We start from the raw sequence: 19,105 nt of genomic DNA, 5'->3' as shown, positions 1-19,105 counted from the left end.
AACGATCATACCGTGCTTTTCAAGGCGCTCGGCATCAATCAGGTGAAGGCGAGGGATGTCGTCGGCGCCGGCGGCACCATGGTGTTCGATAATGCCGTGCGCGGCGGCGCGCGCGTGAGCGTAAGTTACGGCCCGGCGGATACTGTCGAGAACGTCATTGCGCGCATCAATAATTCGCCGGCGAACGTTTCTGCATACATCACCGATGCCGGCCGCGTCGCGCTCAAGGCGCGCGTGTTCGATGACTATACACGGCCCAATCTCACGATAACGCATATGGAAGATTCAGGCGAATTCCTTGCCGGTATAACCGGTATACTCAAGCAGGCGGGTGCTCCGGGCGCATTCGATTGGAACGCTGTCGGCGAGACCGGGAAGCTCCGCGGTGACGCGCGGTTCTGGTCGTCGGCACCGCTTGATCATCCGGCAGGATATTTCGCCGTCAACAGCGTCATCAAGAACGATATGAACTATATCGCCGCTGCAAAAGGGATCGATACCACCGGCAACGGGAATCCCGACAAGATCAACGGTGCAGGGGACAATTCGAACGCGCTTGCGATCGCTTCCATCCGCTTCAAGGAAGTGATGGTCGATGCCAAGGCCACGTTCAATGATTACTATGCAGGCATCGTCGCCAATCTCGGTTCGAAAGCGGAAACATCCGATGTCGAGATGAAAAAGCAGGATGCCGTCATCGAACATCTCTCGAAGATACGCCAGTCGGTGAGCGGCGTGAACCTCGATGAAGAGATGGCGCACATGGTCGCCTATCAGCACGGCTACAATGCAGCGGCCCGCGTCGTGTCGATGATGGACAAGCTGCTTGAGACGGTCATCACCAGGATGGGTGTGTAAGGGCGCTAATTTTTCAGGATCGTGAATTCCACACGCCGATTCTGCTGCCGTCCTGCTTCCGTCGTGTTCGGCGCGCTCGGTTTTGTCTTGCCGTAGCCCTTCGCGGTCAGCCGGCTCGAGTTCACGCCATGGACCATCAGGTACTGCTTTACCGCGTTCGCTCGTTCCTCGGACAATTTCATATTGTACGTCGCATCGCCCTTGTCGTCGGTATGACCGGAGACCTCTATCTCCATTTTCTCATTATCGTGCAGGATATCGACCACGCGCTTGAGTTCCGGATACGATTCTTCGCGCAGGCCCTTCTTGTTGTAATCGAAGAATATGCTGTTCAGACGAATCGTCTGGCCTATTTCTATGGGGATGAGCGAGAGGTCCTGTACGACTTCCTTGTATTCCGATACTTTCACGAGATCGAGGTTCTGTGACACCGGTATATACCCGGGTGCCTCTGCGCGGAAGCTGTAGAGTTTCCCGTACGGGAGTACTATCTTGTATTTCCCGTCGCTCGGGGCGGTGCGGGCTACACCGGCATTCTCGCCGCCGGGCAGTATCTCGTACTGTATCGTCGCGGCGATAGGGTCCTTTGTTTTTCCGTTGAACGCGGTCCCGGTCACGAGTACGACGGGATCGGGTCGGTTCTCTTTCGTGAGCTTCACGCGGACGATATCACCTTTGCCGACGGTGTTCTTATAGGATACCATGTAGGCGTATTCGCCCTTGGCGTCGATTGAGTAGTACGCTTCCCATGCGTCACTGTTCACCGGCGGTGAGAGTTTCACCGGTGTTGACCAGCGTCGCCACGTGCGGTCAAGCCGTTTGGCCACATAGATATCGGCATTGCCGCCGCGGTCGCTCGAGAAATAGAGCGTTACGCCGTCCGATGCGAGGAACGGCGTTATCTCGCTGCTTTCGGTATTGATCTTATCGCCCATATCCTTCGGCCGCGACCAGGTCCCGTTGCTGAGAAAGCTGACGAACAGATCATTGCCGAATTCCTCGCCCTGATAAAATGAGAGCAGGAGCGTTTTTCCGTCATTGGCGAGAAAACCGGTGGCGATGTGCTGCTTCTGCGAAGAAGTGGGGTCGAAGTCCATGCCGGCATCACCGCGCTGCATCTCATCATATCCCTTTATCTCCACTTTCTGCGGGGCACCCCAGCCGTCCTTCGTGCGCTGCAGGAACGATAATCCGCCGCCGGTAAATCCATTATCGGACTTTGAACCGAGCACGAGGAGCGTATTGCCGTCCGGGGTGACGCTGTATACCGTGTTGACCCCCGGTTTGAGATTGAACGGCGGGGGCATTTCCTTCGCGGGGTGCCACGCATTGCCGATGAACTCCGAGTACCATATCTTGTATATCTTGCTTTTACCTGCCGTCGAGTCTCCGCGTATGAAATATATCGTCTGCCCGTCGGGGGCGATCACCGGTGCAAGCTCATCGTATGGCGAGTTGATGTTCGTGCCGAGGTTCTCGACTTGCGCTGCGAGCGGGAGCATTGCCGCGGCGAGAATGATGATGGACCGTATCATAGGACACCTTTTCGAGGGAATGGTCACGAGTGTAACGAAGAACAGGGCAAATTGCAAGTGAAAAAACAGTGAAGGCCTCGTGATCCCTTAAGATCATTTTCTTTTACGGATCCGGCTTCTGCAGCATGGTCACATGTCATGAAACGAACTGTTCTATTTTCACCTGACATGTATATCTCCAGTAGATCCATCCGCTTCCCCAGGAGCGTTATGCCGTCGTTACACCGTTCGCGGTATATGCTATTTTATGACCACCACGCGTTCGCGTGAGACCACGCGATATTGTTCGCCCGGGCGCTTCATGAGCACCTCGACGAGATAGACCCCGTTCTTCACCCTGCCGACCTTATCCCAGGTGAACCGGTATTCCGCGGCGTTCACTTCATGCTCCGGTACGGTGAGCACATGCTTGCCCGAGGTGAAATCGTAAATGCGCACTTGCACGAGCATCCGTGTGTTCCCGGTATCCTGTACGGTGACGCGTATAGTCGGCTTATCACCCTGGAATACGCGTACAAAAGGAGTATCGACCCGCGTAACGACGTTCGAGTTCCCGCCGATGAACGTGGTAGCGAACGTAGAACGCATCGCAGATGCCCCGGCGGAGTTCGTCGCTTCTATCCAGTAGTAATACGTTGTCGCGTTCGACAGACCGTAATCGTCATACAGCATGCTGTTCGCGGCAAGGGAGGTGAGCGGTGTGGACGGTACCATATTGCTTACGGTCGAGCGGTAGAGCCGGTAGCCGAATTCATTTGCAACATCGCTCCAGATAAGCCTTAGAGCCGAGACCGACTGCGCGGTCGCAGAGAACGATGCCGGCGCTGACGGCGTTGTCAGGGTGTTCGTGTTCGTGGCAATGATGATGGTCAATCCGGCGCTGAGCGGGGATTCACCGATATCGTTCGTTGCCGATACCCAGTAGTAGTACCAGTTCGCAGGGGTAAGGCCTGTGTTCGTAAAATTTGTCGTTGATGTCGTTCCCTGCAAGGTTTGCGGCTGACCGCTGTTGCTGCGGTAAATCTTGTACCCGGTCGCACCGCTTACCATACCCCAACGGAACGCGCCTTCGGTGAAGTTAGAATAATAGGTCCAGAGCCCGGTCGGAGCGGTCGGAACGGTGTTCGTGTTCGTCGTGTAGGCGGCAGTCTGAATGCTGAGCGCGGATTCGCCCGCGCTGTTCGTCGCCGATACCCAGTACAAATACATCGTCGCCGGGATGAGGCCGGTGTTCGTGAAATTCGTTCCCCCTGTCGCCGCGATGTTCGACTGCGGCTGCCCGCTGTTGCTGCGGTATATCTTATAGCCGGTGGCGCCGCTGACGAAGCCCCAGCGTATGGCCGCTTCATTACTGTTGGAATACGTTACAAAGAGGCCAGCCGGCGCAGCTGGTGCAGCGTTACTGTTCGATAATGTCGTTGCGGATGCCATGGCGCTCATCGCCGATGCGCCGAAACTGTTCGTCGCTGTTACCCAGAAATAATAGGCCATTTCCTGCAGAAGACCGGTATTCGTATAGTATACCCCGGCGACGTTCGCGATGTTCGTGATCGGCTGGCCGCTGTTGCTCCGATAGAGCTTATACCCGGCAGCACCGGAAGACGTCGACCACTGGACGGCAAGCGCGTTGGAATTGGTGTAGTTTATCAAAATGGAGCCCGGAACAGCAGGCGCAACGTTCGAGTTGGTGAGCGTGAGCGTTCCTACAGGACCGCACAGTGCGGATATCCCGTAGCTGTTGGTGGCTTGCACATAATACGTGTAGTAGTCATATTCGACGAGTCCGGTATTGGTATACCCGGTGCCGGCCAATGCAGTGGTATTGGTCGTGCTGTAGAATATCTGATGGAGCAGATACCCGGTCGCTCCTGAGGATACCGACCAGCATGCACCGATCGCATTGGTGTTGGTGTAGCTCAGCCAGATCGATGCCGGCGCCGCGGGGGGGGTATTGCTGTTCGAGAGCGTCATCGCGGACACCATGCCGCTCATCGCCGATGCGCCGTAGATATTCGTCGCTGACACCCAGAAGTAATATGCCGTTGCCGGGAGAAGGCCGGTGTTCGTATATTGTATCCCGGCGATGGTCGCTACGTTCGTAAGCGGCTGCCCGCTGTTGCTCATATAGAGCTTATAGCCGGTCGCGCCGCCGGACGTCGACCATAGAACGGCAAGCGCATTGCTGTTGGTATAGGATACGAGGACAGAAACGGGTGCCGACGGCGGTGCTGTGAGATTCGTCGTATAAACGGCTGTCGAAGGGCTGAGCACGGATTCACCCGCGCTGTTCGTCGCCGATACCCGGTACCAGTACATCGTGCCCGAGAGAAGTCCTGTGTTCGTGAAATTCGTTTCACCTGTCGCCGCGATGTTCGACTGGGGTTGCCCGCTGTTGCTGCGATAGATCTTATATCCGGTGGCGCCGCTGACGAAACCCCACCGCACGGCCGCTTCATTGCTGTTGGAATACGTGACAAAGAGCCCTGCCGGCGCGGCGGGTAGCGCGTTGCTGTTCGATAGTGTCGTTGCAGATGATGTCGTGCTGTACGGTGATACGCCGAACGTGTTCGATGATCTTACCCAGTAATAGTACGTGGTGTTCGGTGTAAGCCCGGTGTTCAGATATGACGATGCGTTCGAGTTCGATGCAACGAGGAGCGAGGATGTGTTGGAATCATTCACGGTGTTCCTGAGCACGTAGAACAGCTGCGCTATCCCTGCATTCGTCCAAGTAAGCTGTATCGCATTCGAACTGACCACCGTTGCGGTGACATTGCTCACGAGGATGTTCGCGTTCGCCGCCGCCGTGGTGACGATGATCGCTGCGATGATAGCTGCCGTTCTTTTCATGATGCTGCTCCTTCCTGTTGCTGATCTCATTTATCGTTCACCGCGCATAGACTGCCGTCATCGCCTGCGGTGAAGAGGGTCGATCCGGCATAGGCGAAGCCGAGCACCGGCGATGTACGCGTTTCGCGCCGCATGCAGATGCCGCTTTTCGGATGCAGATGGTAGAATGAATTGTACTTGTCGACGATGGTGAGCGCCGTCGGGCTTATGATGCAGTTCACATCGATGGATGTATCCGGCGCGAAGCGCCACACCTCGCGTCCGCTTTCGCTCACGCAGTACACCTTGTCCGAGGCGACATAGATGAGCCCCTCGCGGCTTTCGATGTCCGCGATGACGGCGCCTCCGGTCTTGAAGCGCCACGCGAGCGTTCCGCGTGCGCGATCGATAGCGTATACCATGCCGTCGGTATCGCCCATGACGACGAGGTCTCCGGCGATGCGCGGCCGTGATGTGAGGAAATGACTTTCGGTGATGTGCCCCCAGAGCGGCGAGCCGTCGTTCTTTGCGAGCGCATAGACGACGCCGTCACGCGTTCCGAAGAATATCGCTCGTTCATCGCCGACAAGTGCGCTCATGACCGGCGTGCCGAGCGATTTCTGCCAGCGCTGCTTCCCATCGTTCGCGAGCGCGACGACGAGACCTTCGGCCGTTGCAGCGAAAACACCGCTCTTGTCGGCGCAGAGCTGGGAGAAGATGATGGTCCCGACGGCGCGTTTCCATGTAAGCAGCCCGTTCTTTTTGTCGAGGCAGTAGACATAACCGTCGGCCGAGGCTGCATAGAGCGCATTGCCGACGATGATTGGTACCGAGGCTATCCTTCCTGCTGTCCTGTATTCCCAGAGGAGCGAGCCGCTCTCCGGAGCGAGCGCATAGACGCGGGCATCGTCGCTGCCGAAGAACACGGCATTCCCGTCAACGGTCGGTGTCGTGCGGAGCGCGCCTTTCGTGGCGAAGCACCAGCTCTTCGCGGGCATCCCTGCCGGTGCGGGCTGAACGGCTCCTTTGCTTATGACGGTCGGCCGCGGTGTGCGGAGCGAGAGGAGTACGCCGCCCGTTATGATGATAAGTACGGCGGCAGCGGCGGCAAGTGCGCGCGGAACGTACGAGATCCGTATCGATGGGGCGTCCTTGAGCGGCGGTACGGTGCGTGAAAGCGTTCGTGCGCCGAGTGATGCGATGTCCTTGATGGATGCTATCGCGGCGATATGAGCGCTGCACTGTTCGCAATGAGCCGCGTGCTTTTCATAGGATGCGGCTGCCGCGGCGTTCATGATGCCGTAGACGTATGCAACGGCACGTTCGCGTGTGCACGTTCGTTTCATCGCAGCATGTCCTTCGATATGCCCTTGCTCTTCAGCGAGGCGCCGAGCATGAGCACCGCTTTTGCCATGGCCTTTTTCACCCGGGACAGCGATGTTTCGGTCGCGAGCGCTATCTCCTCGTACGGCATCTCTTCGTATTGGCGCATCGTGAACACTGCGCGGAGGATGTCGGGGAGTTCCCGTACCGATCCCGCCACCAGTACCTGTATGTCCTGTGCCGTTATGGTATCTTCCATCGTTCTCTCTTCCCGTACCTCGTAGGCCTTCTTCGTATATCTTCCGTACGACCGCTCTCGCCGGCGGGTATCGATGCATTTGTTGCGCGCTATCCGGTACAGCCATGCCCTGAGGTTCCCGTCGGGGGAAAGCGTATCGATCTTCTCGAACGCACTGATGAAGACCTCTTGGAGCACATCCTCGGCATCGGTGAGCGTTCCCCGCATATTCCATTGTATGAAACGGAATAGCTCAGGGCCGTGCCGCTGATAGGCTTCCTTCTGCGCCTCCGGTGCGCGGGCTTGAAGCCTGTCGATCAAAGAGCCATCCTTCATGGCGCCTTTCGGTGTTTTCTTCCCGATCACAGTATACAACGCACTGCAATGGAAAAAGTTCCATATTTATTGCAGGAGGGACGGTTCATTCGGTAACGACCTCACTGCTGCCCCCGAGGAGCGTGAGGGTCGCGGTATGCGATACCTGTCCGTCCTCCACGAGCGGTATGCCGACGGCGTAATCGAAACGAAAACGTATGCTGCCGACACGATACGATGCACCGACACCGGCTGATACCGTATGCGAAAAGCTTCCGGTATCGCCTTGATCGATCGGGAGCGAAGCGGCATATCCCATCCGGAGCGACAAGAGCTCGCGGAAACGATATTCGGTCGCCGCATGCACGGATATGAGGCGGTATCCATTATCGCTGCCCCAGAAGAATTTGCCGTCAAGGGCGGTATCGAGCGTTCCGATCGCGCCGTCAAAGACCGTATAACCGGCGCCGATGGAGAGATGGCCCGGGAGATACTCCGGTTCGCTTACGAGAACGATGGGTGTGCCGACATTATAGAGCGCGATGCCGACGCGGCAGTTCGGGGTGACGCCCTTATAGAGTTTCAAAAATGTGAACGGCATGATGACGCCTGCATCGAAAGCGAAGGCCGCGGCGCTGTATGATGCAAGCACTTCCCAGATGACCTTCCCGCGGACGCCGGCGCTGAGAAAGCCCAGGTCATAGGCGTATCCCCCGGAAAGAAAACCGGAAAAGACATTGAGCGGATTCCCGTCACCGAGGTCGATGGGAGGGTAGTGGTAGTGCGCTATGTTCATGCCGACCGAATGACGGCCGAGGGAGACCACGCCGCCTGCGTATTCATATTGCGGTGAGAATTCCGCGACCATTCCCGATGCGCTCATGGTCCAGAAGAGGTGGCTGAGCGCCGCCTCCCAGTCCTCGGAACGTGTGAGCCCGGCGGGGTTGAGGATGAGCGCCGTCGTGCCGCGCGAAACGGCGTTGTCGCAGCCGGCGAAGGAGGTTACAACGGCATCGGGCGTCATTGTCAGGAAATTGGAGGCGCCGAGCGTTCCCGCGAGCATGAGCATGATGATGCTATTTCTCAATGACGTTCTCCACGGCGCGCATGATGAAGTTGCTGTCGGTCTTCGGGCTTCCGGTATATATCGTGCAGGAGACGGACATATCGGCGTCGGGGCGCAATTCGGCGTCCCAATAGATGCCGATGCCGCGGTCGTCGTTCGGGGTGAACGCCCAATATGCTGCGGGCGCCGTGAGCGCATTACTGCCCCAGGGCTGTTCAAAAAACCGCCAGAACGAGAATGTCGTATGCGAGAGCGCTTTCGTCGATACCTCATAGCGGAGGAATATCGACGGGGCTTTCGGTACATCAAGGGAATACCACGAGGCGAGCGAGCGGCAGTTCGTATGGAGCATCACCCGTGTCATTTCGGATACGGCCCCGATGAAGGCGTTGGATACCGAGGTGTCGAGCGCGAGCCGTAAGCCCGTGCTCACTGCCTTGCGCGTGTTCGTAAGCGTATAGTTTATTCTGCAGAATGGTTCGCGCCCGGTCCCAAGTGTGAGCGTTTGCGTTACCGTGAGGTCATCGAGCATCCATCGGAACACTATTCTTTTATCGATGAGCGCGCTTTCAATGACCGTGCCGTCCGGTCCGCCGACAAGGGCGGTGCGTTCGCCGTAGCGTACGCTCGCATGTGTCGTCGGGGGTACGGTGTACGAATCGAGTATCTCGATGCCGCTGTCCTTTTCCTCAAGGGGATTGCCCCCCGTCGTACGCAGCGAGAAACGTCCGGTGCGTTTCTCCATGGAGACGACGAGCGCGGGTGAACGCAGGACGAGTTCGGCGCCTGATGCAATAGCGGTCAGGGAAAGACACAATGAAAAGAGCATCGGTATCTTCATGGTACGGACGCTTCGAGGATGAGTCACAGCCATCGGTCTCCCGCTTATGTATACGTATCCTGAAAAATATCGTGCAAATATATAACAGTGTAGTGCTTCTGTCAAATAAATCACGAAGAGTGCTGCGAAAATAGCATGGGTATCGATGTGTATATGCTTCGATTAGAAGGGTCTTCAGTATCGAAGAGAACAAGGGCTCATGAGCCCTTGTTCTCTATTATCGCGGCGAACGTATACGCGGCAAATAGTATGTAGATGCGCTCTATCCATTTTTCATTATCTGCTTTACAATAGCGTTCCGCGAAAAGCGATACATCATGTTCCCCATAACCGCATACTCCGTCATGACACCGCTCGGCGATGCCGCAGAAAGTGTTCGCCGCATACGTGCCGTCGATACCCCGGATGTGTTCTCCCTGCCGGAAGATCGATATCGGGAGTGCATGCAAGCGCTCCCGTATACGGTGCCGAGCACGCTCGATCGCACGGCGCTGACCGCGCTTTGGCTTTTCCATGATATCTGCGGACGCGCATCGCTTTCGCGCGATGAAGCCGCTGCTGTTCCCATCATCGTCGCCAACAGCAAAGGCGGCGTTCGTACACTGGTTCGGGGGCTTAATGCACAAGTGCCTGACGCACGGTTCATGTTCGATGCGCCGTTCTATAATGTATCGTCGGCGCTCGCGGAATTCGCCGGGGTGCGCGCGCCGATGCTTTCCGTGCAGTCCGCCTGCGCCACCGGTATGACGGCGCTCATCTCCGGATGCCGTATGTTCGAACGGGGATATGAGCAGGTGCTGGTGATCGGTGTTGAAAGTGCCGCCATCGATATCATCGAGTATGGTTTCAACGCTATGGGCGTTATTACGAATGAGCGGATACGCCCGTTCTCGTCGCGGCGAAGCGGTTTTTCGATAGCGGAGGGCGGGGCTGCAGTTCTCATTTCCCGAAAAGGACATCCCCTCGCACAGGTCGACTGCTGGGCGGATATACACGACAATACGCATCCGATACGTTTCGATGAGAACGGTGTTATGATAGGAAAAGCGCTTCGAATGCTCGATGTGAAACGTGCGGACGTCGATCTCATCTCCGCGCATGCCACCGCCACCGGCAATGACATCCCCGAGGCGAAAGCGATACACGATGTGTTCGGCGATGTCCCGGTAACGGGGCTTAAGCCCTATCTTGGACATATGCTCGGTGCGAGCGCGCTTGCCGAGATAGCATTGACGATAGAACTTGCCCGGGGAGGATATATCGCGCATCTGCCGTTCAGCGACCCCATCGATGAAGCCGTTCCGGCGAATATACTTGTGTCGCCGCGTGAAGCCCATATCCGCCGTTTCATCAAGCTGGCATACGGTTTCGGCGGGAGCATAACAGCCGCGAGTATATCGGTTTCGTGGTAGATTAACTATGGAAGAAAGGATAATTCATACAGCAGAGGGCATCAAACAGGCGATGCAGAGCGCCGGCATGGTGATTGCGCTCTATGAACCGGAGATACCGGCGAACACCGGCAATATCGGCCGATTATGCGTCGGTACTGGGAGCGAGCTCTGGCTTATCGGCAAGTGCGGATTCCTCATCCGCGATAAGGAACTCAAACGCGCCGGCCTCGACTACTGGGACAAGCTATCATATAGAAGATTCCTGCTCTTTGAGGATTTTCTTGAGGCCGCGAATGGCAGGCGTGTCATCGCTGTCAGCAAATTCGGAAAGACCTCGTATTGCGAAAGGACCTATGCAAAGGGCGATATACTTCTCTTCGGGAACGAATCGCAGGGGCTCCCCGATGACGTCTGGGGCCGCTATGCATCGGAAAGCGTATCAATTCCCATGACCGATGATGTGCGCTCCATCAATCTCTCCAACAGCGCCGCGGTCGTGCTCTATGAGGCGCTCCGCACCTTATACGCTGCCGGCGATACTCCGGTCCTGCGCGAGAATATCCGGGAGAAATAGAACGGATCGTCGAACCCCGACTGACGGGCAACTTCCTGCACCGGCATATCGGTGGTTTTCAGAAGGTTCATCGCCGCACGCATACGCAGATCGATGAGATACTGCCGGGGCGATCGCCCGGTCGCTTTCTTGAATACCTTCATGAAATGGAAGCGGCTGAGCGGGAGGCCCGTAAGCGCGCCTTCCACGCGGAACGAAGCATCCTGTATGTGCTCGATGAGGATGTTCTCAACACGCTCCACGGTGGCGTCGCGCTCGCTCATGGCAAGCGATGCCAGATAGCCGAAAAGCACTCCGGCAAGTTCGTCGCAGGCCGCTGCCGATGACTTCCGCGCGAGCATGTATTCACGGAGCATGAGTTCCATGATGGTCCGTACGGGGGCATGCTCCGCATCGCGAACGATGGTCGCCGCAACGGCACTGAACGGCGAGCGTTTTACGCTGAGGACCATGTTCTCATAACCATCGGGCGCTGTTTCCGAATGAGCGATATGCGGCGGGTTCACGATGATGGTGCCGACGGAGAAGGGTATGCTTCTTTTTCCGCTCATCGCGGTACCGTTCCCGAAGATATAGAGAACGATCTCCCAGACGGCATGGGTATGCACGGGGTACATCGTGAGCACCTTCTTCGTGCGCCCTATCGATAAGATATTCGCCATTTCGGGAGTATACCCGCAATAACAATTTTGTCCATGTGGCGATAAGGCGTCCATTCACTTCTGTCCACCCCGGCATTACCTTACCGTCATTCCCGGAAGCGGAGGCTCCCATGAGCGAATGGTCGAAAGAGTGCTATGTGCGTCTGCTTATCGATAACCATATTACCGAAAATGACCCCTCGTTCATGACGAAATTCGACCCCGAGCGGTATGTGGCCATGGTCAAGCGTGCCGGCATCGAGGCGGCGATGGTATACGCGACATGCCACAACGGGAATTGCTACTATCCTTCGGCGGCGGGACATCAGCATGCCAATCTCAAGGGGCGCGATATTTTCGGCGAAACGGTAACGCTTCTCAGGAAGAACGGCATAGTGCCGATCGCCTATTATACGAGCATCTATCACAATCATTCCGCAAAGAACAATCCGGCATGGCGCATCACGCATCCGAACGGCACTCAGCACGGCGGCCGCTACTGGTGGAGCTGCCCCAATAATGATGCATACACCGCGTTCACGATCGCGCAGATAGTGGAAGTGATAGCATATGATGTCGACGGTATATTCAATGACATGACGTTCTGGCCGGGTATCTGCGTATGCCCGAGCTGCCGCACGAAGTACCGCGCCGAGAGTGGCCGCGAGATACCGCTTACGATAGATTGGCGCGACCCGCAATGGGTATCATATCAGCGTTTCCGCGAACGCTCGATGGCTTCGTTCACGCAGAAGCTCACCGCGTCGATAAAAGCGAAGAAGGATATCACCGTTACGCATCAGACGAGCACGATAATGCACGGCTGGATGCACGGCTATACGCTCGGCATTGCGGACGCCTGCGACTACACCTCGGGCGATTTTTACGGCGGGAAATATCAGCATGTGCTCGGAACGAAAGTGCTCGCCGCGGCGTCGAAAGAGCAGCCCTATGAGTTCATGACGAGCCGCTCGGTCAATCTCCGCGACCACACGTCGATAAAATCCGAAGCGGAGCTCACCGCCGAAGCGGCGACGACGCTCGCGAATGCCGGCGCCTATTTCTTCATCGATGCGATAAACCCCGACGGTACGCTTGAGGATGACGTGTACCATCGCCTCGGCGCCGTGTCGCAGAAGCTTACGCCCTTCACAACGACCGTTGAACGCCATCGCCCGGTGCAGAGCGCACAGATCGCGCTTTACTATTCATCAGCGGCGTATGTCGACGAAAGCGCGAATGCGGACATCATGACGCCGAGCGGCAATAAGCCCGCCGTCGATGAACTCTCCGGCACATCGATAGTGCTTACCCGTGCGCATATACCGTTCGCCGCGGTCACGGAGAGAGGAGATCTTTCTGCATATAAGACCATCGTCATGAATAATATACTCTACACCTCGCCGGAAGAGAATGAGAGGATACGTGCGTTCGTGAAGAACGGCGGTACGCTTATCGCTACCGGAAATACATCACTGCTCAAACCCGACGGTACATCGACGGGCGACTTCGGTCTCGCCGATGTGTTCGGGGTATCATCGACAGGAAAAAAAGCGAAGCGCTTCCACTACCTGTCATTCCTCGATAAGCGATGGCTCGTAGCATCGCATGCATCCGCTCCGCTTGTCACCGCAAAAGGCGCACGTATGCTCGCGCGCATCAATGAGCCGGTGTTCGACCCCGATGCGGAGGCGTATGCGTCGATACACAGCAATCCCCCGGGCGCGGATACGGAAAATGCAGGACTTACGGTGAATACGTTCGGCAAAGGAAAATGCATCTATCTTTCATCGCCGGTGCTTTCGCTCATGCAGGATGCGCAGCAGGTGTTCGGTACGTGGCTGTTCCGTGAATACGCGCCGTCAACCGTCATCACAGCGACGAATGCGCCGGAATGCGTGGAGATAACAACGCTTAAAAGCACGACTGAGAATGCGATGCTCATCGGGCTTGTGAACTATCAGAAGGAATTGCCGAATGTGCCGGTGCATGATATATCGTTATCGCTGAAACTTCCTGCAAAGCCGGTATCGGTCACGCGTATCTCCGATGGCGCAGAGATCAAGCCAGGCGTGGGGAATGAGTTGACAGTAACGATAGCGAAGCTTGAGACGTTGGAGATGATAGAGATCGTTTTCTAAACACGCACTCACCCCATCCCCCGACCCCTTCCCCTCTCTCACGGGGAAGTGAGAGAGGGGAAGGGGAGTGTAAGAATGGAGTATAGTATGAATGCATCATCAGCGCTTGAACAGGGAAAAGGGATACTGCGGCTTGCGCCGAATTGGGTGCCGCGCTCGTTCTGCATACCGGGCAGACGCATCAAGCTTCACCCGGACGATTACTACGCCATGGGGGGCGAACGCGGCGGCATCGATGAGCGATGGTTCGCGTCGACGACGCCGGCGGACAATGGACCGCTCACCTCGAAGGATGAAGGATTAAGCCGCGTCGTATACACGGATAATGGGAAAGAGAATACCGTGCTGCTGCGGGATGCGGTGGCCGAGCTCAAGGGCGCGCTTCTCGGCGAGCGGCTCTGGAAAGAATATCATGCATGGCCGATGTACTCGAAATTCTTTGACAATCAGGCGCCGCTCCCGCATCACATCCATCACCGCGACGAGCATGCGAAGGACGTCGGACAGATGGGTAAGCCCGAGGCGTACTATTTTCCGCCGCAGGTGAACAATCACGGCGGGGATTTCCCGTACACCTTCTTCGGATTTCAGCCGCATATGACAAAGGATGATGTGCGCCGATGCCTCCGCGATTTCACCAAGGGCGATAATAAGATTACCAACATATCGCAGGCGTTCCGGCTTGAGCCGGGTACGGGCTGGGATGTGCCGCCGGGCGTGCTCCATGCGCCGGGTTCGCTCTGTACCTACGAGCCGCAGAAGGCATCCGATGTGTTCGCCATGTATCAATCGGTCATCGGCGACAGACAGGTGGTGCCGCCGGAATTGCTCTGGAAGGATACGCCGAAGGCGCAGACCGGCGATATAGAACGGCTCATGAGCGTCATCGATTGGGAATTGAACATCGATCCGCTTTTCGCGAAGAAACATTTCATGCGTCCGCTGCCGGTGCGTCCCGTAGCGGAAATGGAACGCGAGGGATATATCGAACAGTGGATATGCTATCGCTCCGACGCGTTTTGCGCGAAAGAGCTCACCGTGCTCCCGGGGAAAACCGTACAGATAAAGGACGCCGGGGCCTACGGGCTTATCATGATGCAGGGTCATGGCACGCTCGGCGAATGGAATATCGAAACACCCGCGCTCATACGCTACGGGCAAATGACGAACGACGAGTTCTTCGTGAGCGAGGCGGCAGCCGCGGCAGGTGTGCGCATAACGAATCCTTCGACGACGGATCCGATAGTCATGCTCAAGCATTTCGGACCGGGCAATCCGGATCTTTCGGTATCGAACATGGGGTAAGAATGCAAATGCTCATACGATGAGTATTCTAAGCGCAGCCCTGAAGGGCTGCGCTTTCTGCAAGGGGAAAGCCAACGGCCTGAAGGCCATCGGCTTCAGGGGTATGGAGTTTCATGCAAGAATTGCGATGCCTGCGGAATAAGCGGAATTTACGCATCACCCGCTTGTGATTTATCACGAGCTGAAACTGCCGCAGATGCTTCACGGTTATTGTCTGCTACCCCCAGCAGGAATATTCCGCCTGCAGATGCTCAATCTTCTCGCAAAGCGCGGATCGCTGTTGACAGCGCGGCCCGTTCATATATAATGCCCCGCACATTACAACTCTGCATGCGGCTTGACCGTATGCCATCAGACCAAGGAGTTCCCATGAAACTGTACGAGATACTGTTCTTCAGCGAGAACAACGATGCCGTGTTCCTGCGGGCGAAGGACAAGGTAAAGGCTTCTCTCGATGCGCATGGCTGCGTCATCGAGAAGGAAGAAGATTTCGGCGTCAAAGAGCTTGCCTACGACATCGGCAAGGTGCGGGACGGGCATTACTATTTCTACCATTTCAAGGCGGAGCCGAAAGTAATTTCCGGCATCGAGAGCGAGCTTAAGCACGACGCGAACATACTCCGCAGCATGATAATAGCGCTCGGCAAGTAGGGGAGGGGCAATGGCATACAGCGATCTGAACTCGGTCGTTCTCATCGGGAGATTGACCGCGGACCCGAAATCCGATCAGTTGCCGACCGGGACCACAAAGGCGAGCTTTTCGCTCGCGAACAATTATTACGGTGCCAATAAGACGAATGATGTGAACTTTTTCGATATCGTCGCCTTCGGCAAGCTCGCGGATACCTGCAATACCTACCTTAAGAAAGGGAAGCAGATAGCCGTGCGTGGAACGCTCCGGCAGCAGCGCTGGCAGGACAAGCAGAGCGGCGGCAATCGCTCCCGCATCGAGATCATCATCAATGATATGCAGATGCTCGGCGCGAAAGGCGAAGGCGGCGGTTCATCCGGTGAAGGCGCTGCCCCGGCGGATGCGCAGTCGAATGCGGCAGGCGGTGCAACAGGTAATGCAACAAGTGCTGCGTCAAGCAATGCAGCAAGTGCGGGCGAAGGTTTTAATGACGACGAAGTGCCTTTCTGAACGAAAATAATGCAACACGATAGATAGTACAAGGAGAGAACAATGGCTGACGAAATAGTATCTGAGAACCCGGCACCCGAAGCCCCGCCGGCAAGTCCCCCGCCGTCCGACGGCGGCGGCGGTCGCGAGCGTCGCAAGGATGACGATCGGAAGCGCTTTTTTAAGCGCAAAGTTTGTCATTTCTGCAAGAGCAAGGTGGACGAGGTCGATTATAAGGACGGGAAATTCCTCCGCCGTTTCACGAAAGAGGGCGGAAAGATACTCCCGCATCGCCTGAGCGGCAATTGCGCGAAGCATCAGCGTCTCGTATCGCTTGCGATAAAGCGCGCACGCATCATGGCGCTGTTGCCGTACAAAGCCAGGGTATAATACACAGAACGATAGAGAGCACAGAGAGGAGAAGCACATGGCAAAACAACCGGAAAGCGACGCAGTAACGATCGACGAGAAGAGCATCGTAACGGTACTCGCCGACGATATCATTTTTAAAGGTACGCTTTCGTTCAAGACATCGCTCATGATAAAGGGAACGTTCGAAGGCGAAATAGACGCTACGGGCGAACTTGTCATCGGCGACAAGGCCGTTGTCAAGGCCAATATCAAGAGCGATACCATCGTCTGCTACGGCAGGATAGAAGGCAATGTCGAAGCGAAAAAGAGCATTATTTTCGCGAGAAGTTCGCAGATCTCCGGTGATATCAAAACTCCGGACCTCGTCATCCAGAGCGGCTGCCGCTTCAACGGCAATTGTACGATGACGACGGCTTCCGCTGCGGCACCGGCCGCAACACCCGCTCCTGCGAGCGGATTACCGCCGAAGAAGTAAGCATCGACGGCGTGTGTCATGACCCGATCGCGGGATAGGATATTCGTCCGCGGCGGGTCGGATGTCTCGTTCATCGATTACCCCGGACGTATCGCGGCCATACTTTTCGCAGCGTCATGCAATTTTCGCTGCGGCTACTGCCATAACCCGCTCCTGGTGAACGTCCCGGTGACGGCTTCATACTGGCGATATGATGAACTGCTTGAACGCATATCGTCGCTTCGCGGCAAGATCGACGGTGTCGTGGTGACCGGCGGCGAGCCGACGCTTCACGCGGACATGCCCGATATCATCGATGAATTGCATTCGCTGTCGCTCCCGATAAAACTGAACACGAACGGAAGCACCCCCTCCGCCGTTCGAGCGTCGCTCTCTTCGCTTTCCCATGTGTCGCTCGATATCAAGACCGCGCTCAATAAGTACCGCCGCGTATGCACTATCCCCGATGCCGCCATACGTGTGCATGAAACGCTGTCCCTGCTCAGGGAGTCGCCCATCGTATGGGATCTCCGCATTACGGCGGCGCCCGGCATTCTCGATGAGGCTGATGTGGACGCGCTTCTCCCGGTATTGACCGGCGCGCATGTGATACTCCAGAAATTCGATCCCGCGAATACGCTTGATGAGAACTATGCATCCATGATACCCTATACGTCGAAGACGATGGAGCGCATCCGTGCGCGTATCGCAGGCGTGGCGGTGTGCGAGCTGATATGAAACAACGGTTCACATCGATGGATGCCGCACTCGACTGGCTGTATGCATTCGTCAATTATGAGACGCGCCGTACAGCGACGTACGACCCTGAGAACTATAACCTTACACGCATGCAGCGTCTGCTCGATGCGCTCGGTTATACCCAGACGTTCCGTGTGCTCCACATCGCCGGTACGAAAGGGAAGGGCTCTACCGCAGCGGCGGCCGAGCGTTTCCTCCGCGCGGACGGGAAGCATACGGGGCTTTTCACGTCGCCGCATTGCCTCGATGTGCGCGAACGGATAATGGTCGACGGGGCGATGATACCGAAGAGGGAGTTCATGCGTCTCACCGGCAGAGCGGCCGGCATTGTCGATACGTTCCCGGATGCCATGAAGCCGACGACGTTCGAGCTTTTCACTGCGCTTGCGCTCATGTATTTTCGTGAACGCCATGTCGATTGGGCCGTCATCGAAGTGGGCATGGGCGGGCGGCTCGATTCCACCAATGTCGTTATGCCCGATGCGGTGGTGATAACGTCGCTGTCGTTCGATCACATGGATAAGCTCGGATCGACCTTGCCGGAGATTGCGCGTGAGAAAGCGGGCATCATCAAAACTGCGGCACCGGTGATCTCCGCCATGCAGCCGACGGATGCGCTTACGGTGATACGCCGCACTGCGGAAGAACATGCCGCGCCGCTCACGGTTTTCGGCGCGGGCATAGTAACGGTGTTGAAGGATATATCGATCGACGGTACGCGTTTCGAATATACGTCCGGGAGCGGCCTCTGCGTGGAGATACAGACGCCGCTCATCGGCGAGTTCCAAATGGAGAACCTTTCCCTTGCGCTTCGCGCCGTTGAGATCGTACTTTCGCCCGCGGAGAGAACGATACGCCGCATGGCGAGATCGGTGCGGGACCTGTCCATTCGCGGGCGGATGAATATCGTATCGCGGGAACCGCTTTCGATCGTCGATGGCGCGCATAATGCCGATTCGATGCGGAAAGTCACAGCAGCGATACGTGCGATAGCGCCGGGAAGGGAATTCGCCGTGCTTTTCGCGCCGCTCCTCGATAAGGATATCGACGGTATGTGCGAGGCGCTCGCCGGTTTTACCGAGCATCTCATCGTGACGGCACCGGTGTCGCATAAAAGCGCCGATGCGCATGTGTCAGCGGAAAAAGCGCGTTCATATGGCTTTGCCTGTGAGGAGATATCGGATTTTTCACAGGCAATGGAAAGCCTGAAAAGCCTGCAAAAGAGCGGATATTGCACATTGATAACCGGTTCTCTCTACGCGGTATCGTCATACTTCTCGATGAAATAGTGTCAAATATATTGACAAACTGCCATTCGATGAGTATACTGCATTCGTCCG

Annotated in this window: 18 protein-coding genes; 11 read left to right on the top strand and 7 right to left on the bottom strand. The window is 56.5% G+C overall.

From position 1 onward, the window contains the following. Positions 1 to 858, top strand: an 858-nt coding sequence (locus AABZ39_17770) for a flagellar basal body rod C-terminal domain-containing protein (protein ID MEK6796629.1), incomplete at its 5' end; no start/stop codon positions are given. A gap of 5 nt (positions 859 to 863) precedes the next feature. Here AABZ39_17770 and AABZ39_17765 read toward each other — a convergent pair. The 6 genes from AABZ39_17765 to AABZ39_17740 all read right to left on the bottom strand — a co-directional run bounded on the left by AABZ39_17765 (position 864) and on the right by AABZ39_17740 (position 9,005). Next, a complete protein-coding gene (locus AABZ39_17765) occupies positions 864 to 2,393 on the bottom strand; it encodes an OmpA family protein (GenBank protein MEK6796628.1) in 1,530 nt (509 codons plus the stop codon). Positions 2,394 to 2,633: 240 nt separating this feature from the next. Beyond that, positions 2,634 to 5,243, bottom strand: coding sequence for a fibronectin type III domain-containing protein (locus AABZ39_17760; protein ID MEK6796627.1), 2,610 nt, complete (start codon positions 5,241 to 5,243; stop codon positions 2,634 to 2,636). A 26-nt stretch (positions 5,244 to 5,269) separates the two neighbouring features. Continuing rightward, positions 5,270 to 6,568, bottom strand: a complete 1,299-nt coding sequence (locus tag AABZ39_17755; protein MEK6796626.1) for a PQQ-binding-like beta-propeller repeat protein — start codon at positions 6,566 to 6,568, stop codon at positions 5,270 to 5,272. Continuing rightward, positions 6,565 to 7,104: an RNA polymerase sigma factor gene (locus AABZ39_17750; GenBank protein ID MEK6796625.1), complete on the bottom strand. Its 540-nt coding sequence runs from the start codon at positions 7,102 to 7,104 to the stop codon at positions 6,565 to 6,567. Before AABZ39_17750 ends, AABZ39_17755 begins: the two co-directional genes overlap by 4 nt. 100 nt (positions 7,105 to 7,204) lie before the next feature. After that, on the bottom strand, positions 7,205 to 8,185 hold the full coding sequence (locus AABZ39_17745; GenBank protein MEK6796624.1) for a PorV/PorQ family protein: 981 nt from the start codon (positions 8,183 to 8,185) through the stop codon (positions 7,205 to 7,207). Next, positions 8,175 to 9,005, bottom strand: a complete 831-nt coding sequence (locus AABZ39_17740) for a hypothetical protein (GenBank protein ID MEK6796623.1) — start codon at positions 9,003 to 9,005, stop codon at positions 8,175 to 8,177. The genes AABZ39_17745 and AABZ39_17740 overlap by 11 nt, the downstream gene beginning before the upstream one ends. 317 nt (positions 9,006 to 9,322) lie before the next feature. Between AABZ39_17740 and AABZ39_17735 the strand changes: the two genes are divergently transcribed. Then, a complete protein-coding gene (locus AABZ39_17735; protein MEK6796622.1) occupies positions 9,323 to 10,417 on the top strand; it encodes a beta-ketoacyl synthase N-terminal-like domain-containing protein in 1,095 nt (364 codons plus the stop codon). Between the two features lie 7 nt (positions 10,418 to 10,424). Then, the gene (locus AABZ39_17730; protein MEK6796621.1) at positions 10,425 to 10,973 is read left to right on the top strand and encodes a tRNA (cytidine(34)-2'-O)-methyltransferase; all 549 of its coding nucleotides are present in this window, start codon (positions 10,425 to 10,427) and stop codon (positions 10,971 to 10,973) included. Here the strand turns inward: AABZ39_17730 and AABZ39_17725 are convergent. After that, positions 10,901 to 11,635, bottom strand: coding sequence for an AraC family transcriptional regulator (locus tag AABZ39_17725; GenBank protein ID MEK6796620.1), 735 nt, complete (start codon positions 11,633 to 11,635; stop codon positions 10,901 to 10,903). The two genes, AABZ39_17730 and AABZ39_17725, sit on opposite strands and share 73 nt — an antisense overlap. A 110-nt stretch (positions 11,636 to 11,745) precedes the next feature. Between AABZ39_17725 and AABZ39_17720 the strand changes: the two genes are divergently transcribed. The 8 genes from AABZ39_17720 to AABZ39_17685 all read left to right on the top strand — a co-directional run bounded on the left by AABZ39_17720 (position 11,746) and on the right by AABZ39_17685 (position 19,054). After that, a complete protein-coding gene (locus tag AABZ39_17720) occupies positions 11,746 to 13,755 on the top strand; it encodes an alpha-amylase family protein (protein MEK6796619.1) in 2,010 nt (669 codons plus the stop codon). 87 nt (positions 13,756 to 13,842) lie between these two features. Continuing rightward, positions 13,843 to 15,060, top strand: a complete 1,218-nt coding sequence (locus AABZ39_17715; GenBank protein MEK6796618.1) for a hypothetical protein — start codon at positions 13,843 to 13,845, stop codon at positions 15,058 to 15,060. A 369-nt stretch (positions 15,061 to 15,429) separates the two neighbouring features. After that, entirely contained in the window at positions 15,430 to 15,711 is a 282-nt protein-coding gene (rpsF, locus tag AABZ39_17710; GenBank protein ID MEK6796617.1) for a 30S ribosomal protein S6, read from the top strand. A gap of 10 nt (positions 15,712 to 15,721) precedes the next feature. Further along, positions 15,722 to 16,201, top strand: a complete 480-nt coding sequence (locus AABZ39_17705; GenBank protein MEK6796616.1) for a single-stranded DNA-binding protein — start codon at positions 15,722 to 15,724, stop codon at positions 16,199 to 16,201. A 42-nt stretch (positions 16,202 to 16,243) separates the two neighbouring features. Beyond that, positions 16,244 to 16,570: a 30S ribosomal protein S18 gene (gene rpsR / locus AABZ39_17700; GenBank protein ID MEK6796615.1), complete on the top strand. Its 327-nt coding sequence runs from the start codon at positions 16,244 to 16,246 to the stop codon at positions 16,568 to 16,570. A gap of 37 nt (positions 16,571 to 16,607) precedes the next feature. Beyond that, positions 16,608 to 17,027, top strand: coding sequence for a polymer-forming cytoskeletal protein (locus tag AABZ39_17695; protein MEK6796614.1), 420 nt, complete (start codon positions 16,608 to 16,610; stop codon positions 17,025 to 17,027). Between the two features lie 18 nt (positions 17,028 to 17,045). After that, on the top strand, positions 17,046 to 17,744 hold the full coding sequence (locus AABZ39_17690; protein ID MEK6796613.1) for an anaerobic ribonucleoside-triphosphate reductase activating protein: 699 nt from the start codon (positions 17,046 to 17,048) through the stop codon (positions 17,742 to 17,744). Continuing rightward, positions 17,741 to 19,054: a folylpolyglutamate synthase/dihydrofolate synthase family protein gene (locus AABZ39_17685; GenBank protein ID MEK6796612.1), complete on the top strand. Its 1,314-nt coding sequence runs from the start codon at positions 17,741 to 17,743 to the stop codon at positions 19,052 to 19,054. The genes AABZ39_17690 and AABZ39_17685 overlap by 4 nt, the downstream gene beginning before the upstream one ends. Positions 19,055 to 19,105 lie beyond the last annotated feature (51 nt).

The sequence above is a fragment of the Spirochaetota bacterium genome (assembly GCA_038043445.1).
In the GTDB taxonomy this organism is placed as follows: domain Bacteria; phylum Spirochaetota; class Brachyspiria; order Brachyspirales; family JACRPF01; genus JBBTBY01.
Note: the sequence above shows the minus strand (reverse complement) of the source record. Positions and strands in the feature narration are given on the sequence as shown.

Bases quoted from the DNA above. Each gene is read 5' to 3' on its own strand.
- AABZ39_17765 (MEK6796628.1), bottom strand. From the start codon at position 2,393: ATGATACGGTCCATCATCATTCTCGCCGCGGCAATGCTCCCGCTCGCA.
- AABZ39_17685 (MEK6796612.1), top strand. From the start codon at position 17,741: ATGAAACAACGGTTCACATCGATGGATGCCGCACTCGACTGGCTGTAT.
- rpsR (MEK6796615.1), top strand. From the start codon at position 16,244: ATGGCTGACGAAATAGTATCTGAGAACCCGGCACCCGAAGCCCCGCCG.
- AABZ39_17705 (MEK6796616.1), top strand. From the start codon at position 15,722: ATGGCATACAGCGATCTGAACTCGGTCGTTCTCATCGGGAGATTGACC.
- AABZ39_17715 (MEK6796618.1), top strand. From the start codon at position 13,843: ATGAATGCATCATCAGCGCTTGAACAGGGAAAAGGGATACTGCGGCTT.
- AABZ39_17760 (MEK6796627.1), bottom strand. From the start codon at position 5,243: ATGAAAAGAACGGCAGCTATCATCGCAGCGATCATCGTCACCACGGCG.
- AABZ39_17755 (MEK6796626.1), bottom strand. From the start codon at position 6,568: ATGAAACGAACGTGCACACGCGAACGTGCCGTTGCATACGTCTACGGC.
- AABZ39_17740 (MEK6796623.1), bottom strand. From the start codon at position 9,005: ATGAAGATACCGATGCTCTTTTCATTGTGTCTTTCCCTGACCGCTATT.
- AABZ39_17730 (MEK6796621.1), top strand. From the start codon at position 10,425: ATGGAAGAAAGGATAATTCATACAGCAGAGGGCATCAAACAGGCGATG.
- AABZ39_17725 (MEK6796620.1), bottom strand. From the start codon at position 11,635: ATGGCGAATATCTTATCGATAGGGCGCACGAAGAAGGTGCTCACGATG.
- AABZ39_17690 (MEK6796613.1), top strand. From the start codon at position 17,046: ATGACCCGATCGCGGGATAGGATATTCGTCCGCGGCGGGTCGGATGTC.
- AABZ39_17720 (MEK6796619.1), top strand. From the start codon at position 11,746: ATGAGCGAATGGTCGAAAGAGTGCTATGTGCGTCTGCTTATCGATAAC.
- AABZ39_17695 (MEK6796614.1), top strand. From the start codon at position 16,608: ATGGCAAAACAACCGGAAAGCGACGCAGTAACGATCGACGAGAAGAGC.
- AABZ39_17735 (MEK6796622.1), top strand. From the start codon at position 9,323: ATGTTCCCCATAACCGCATACTCCGTCATGACACCGCTCGGCGATGCC.
- rpsF (MEK6796617.1), top strand. From the start codon at position 15,430: ATGAAACTGTACGAGATACTGTTCTTCAGCGAGAACAACGATGCCGTG.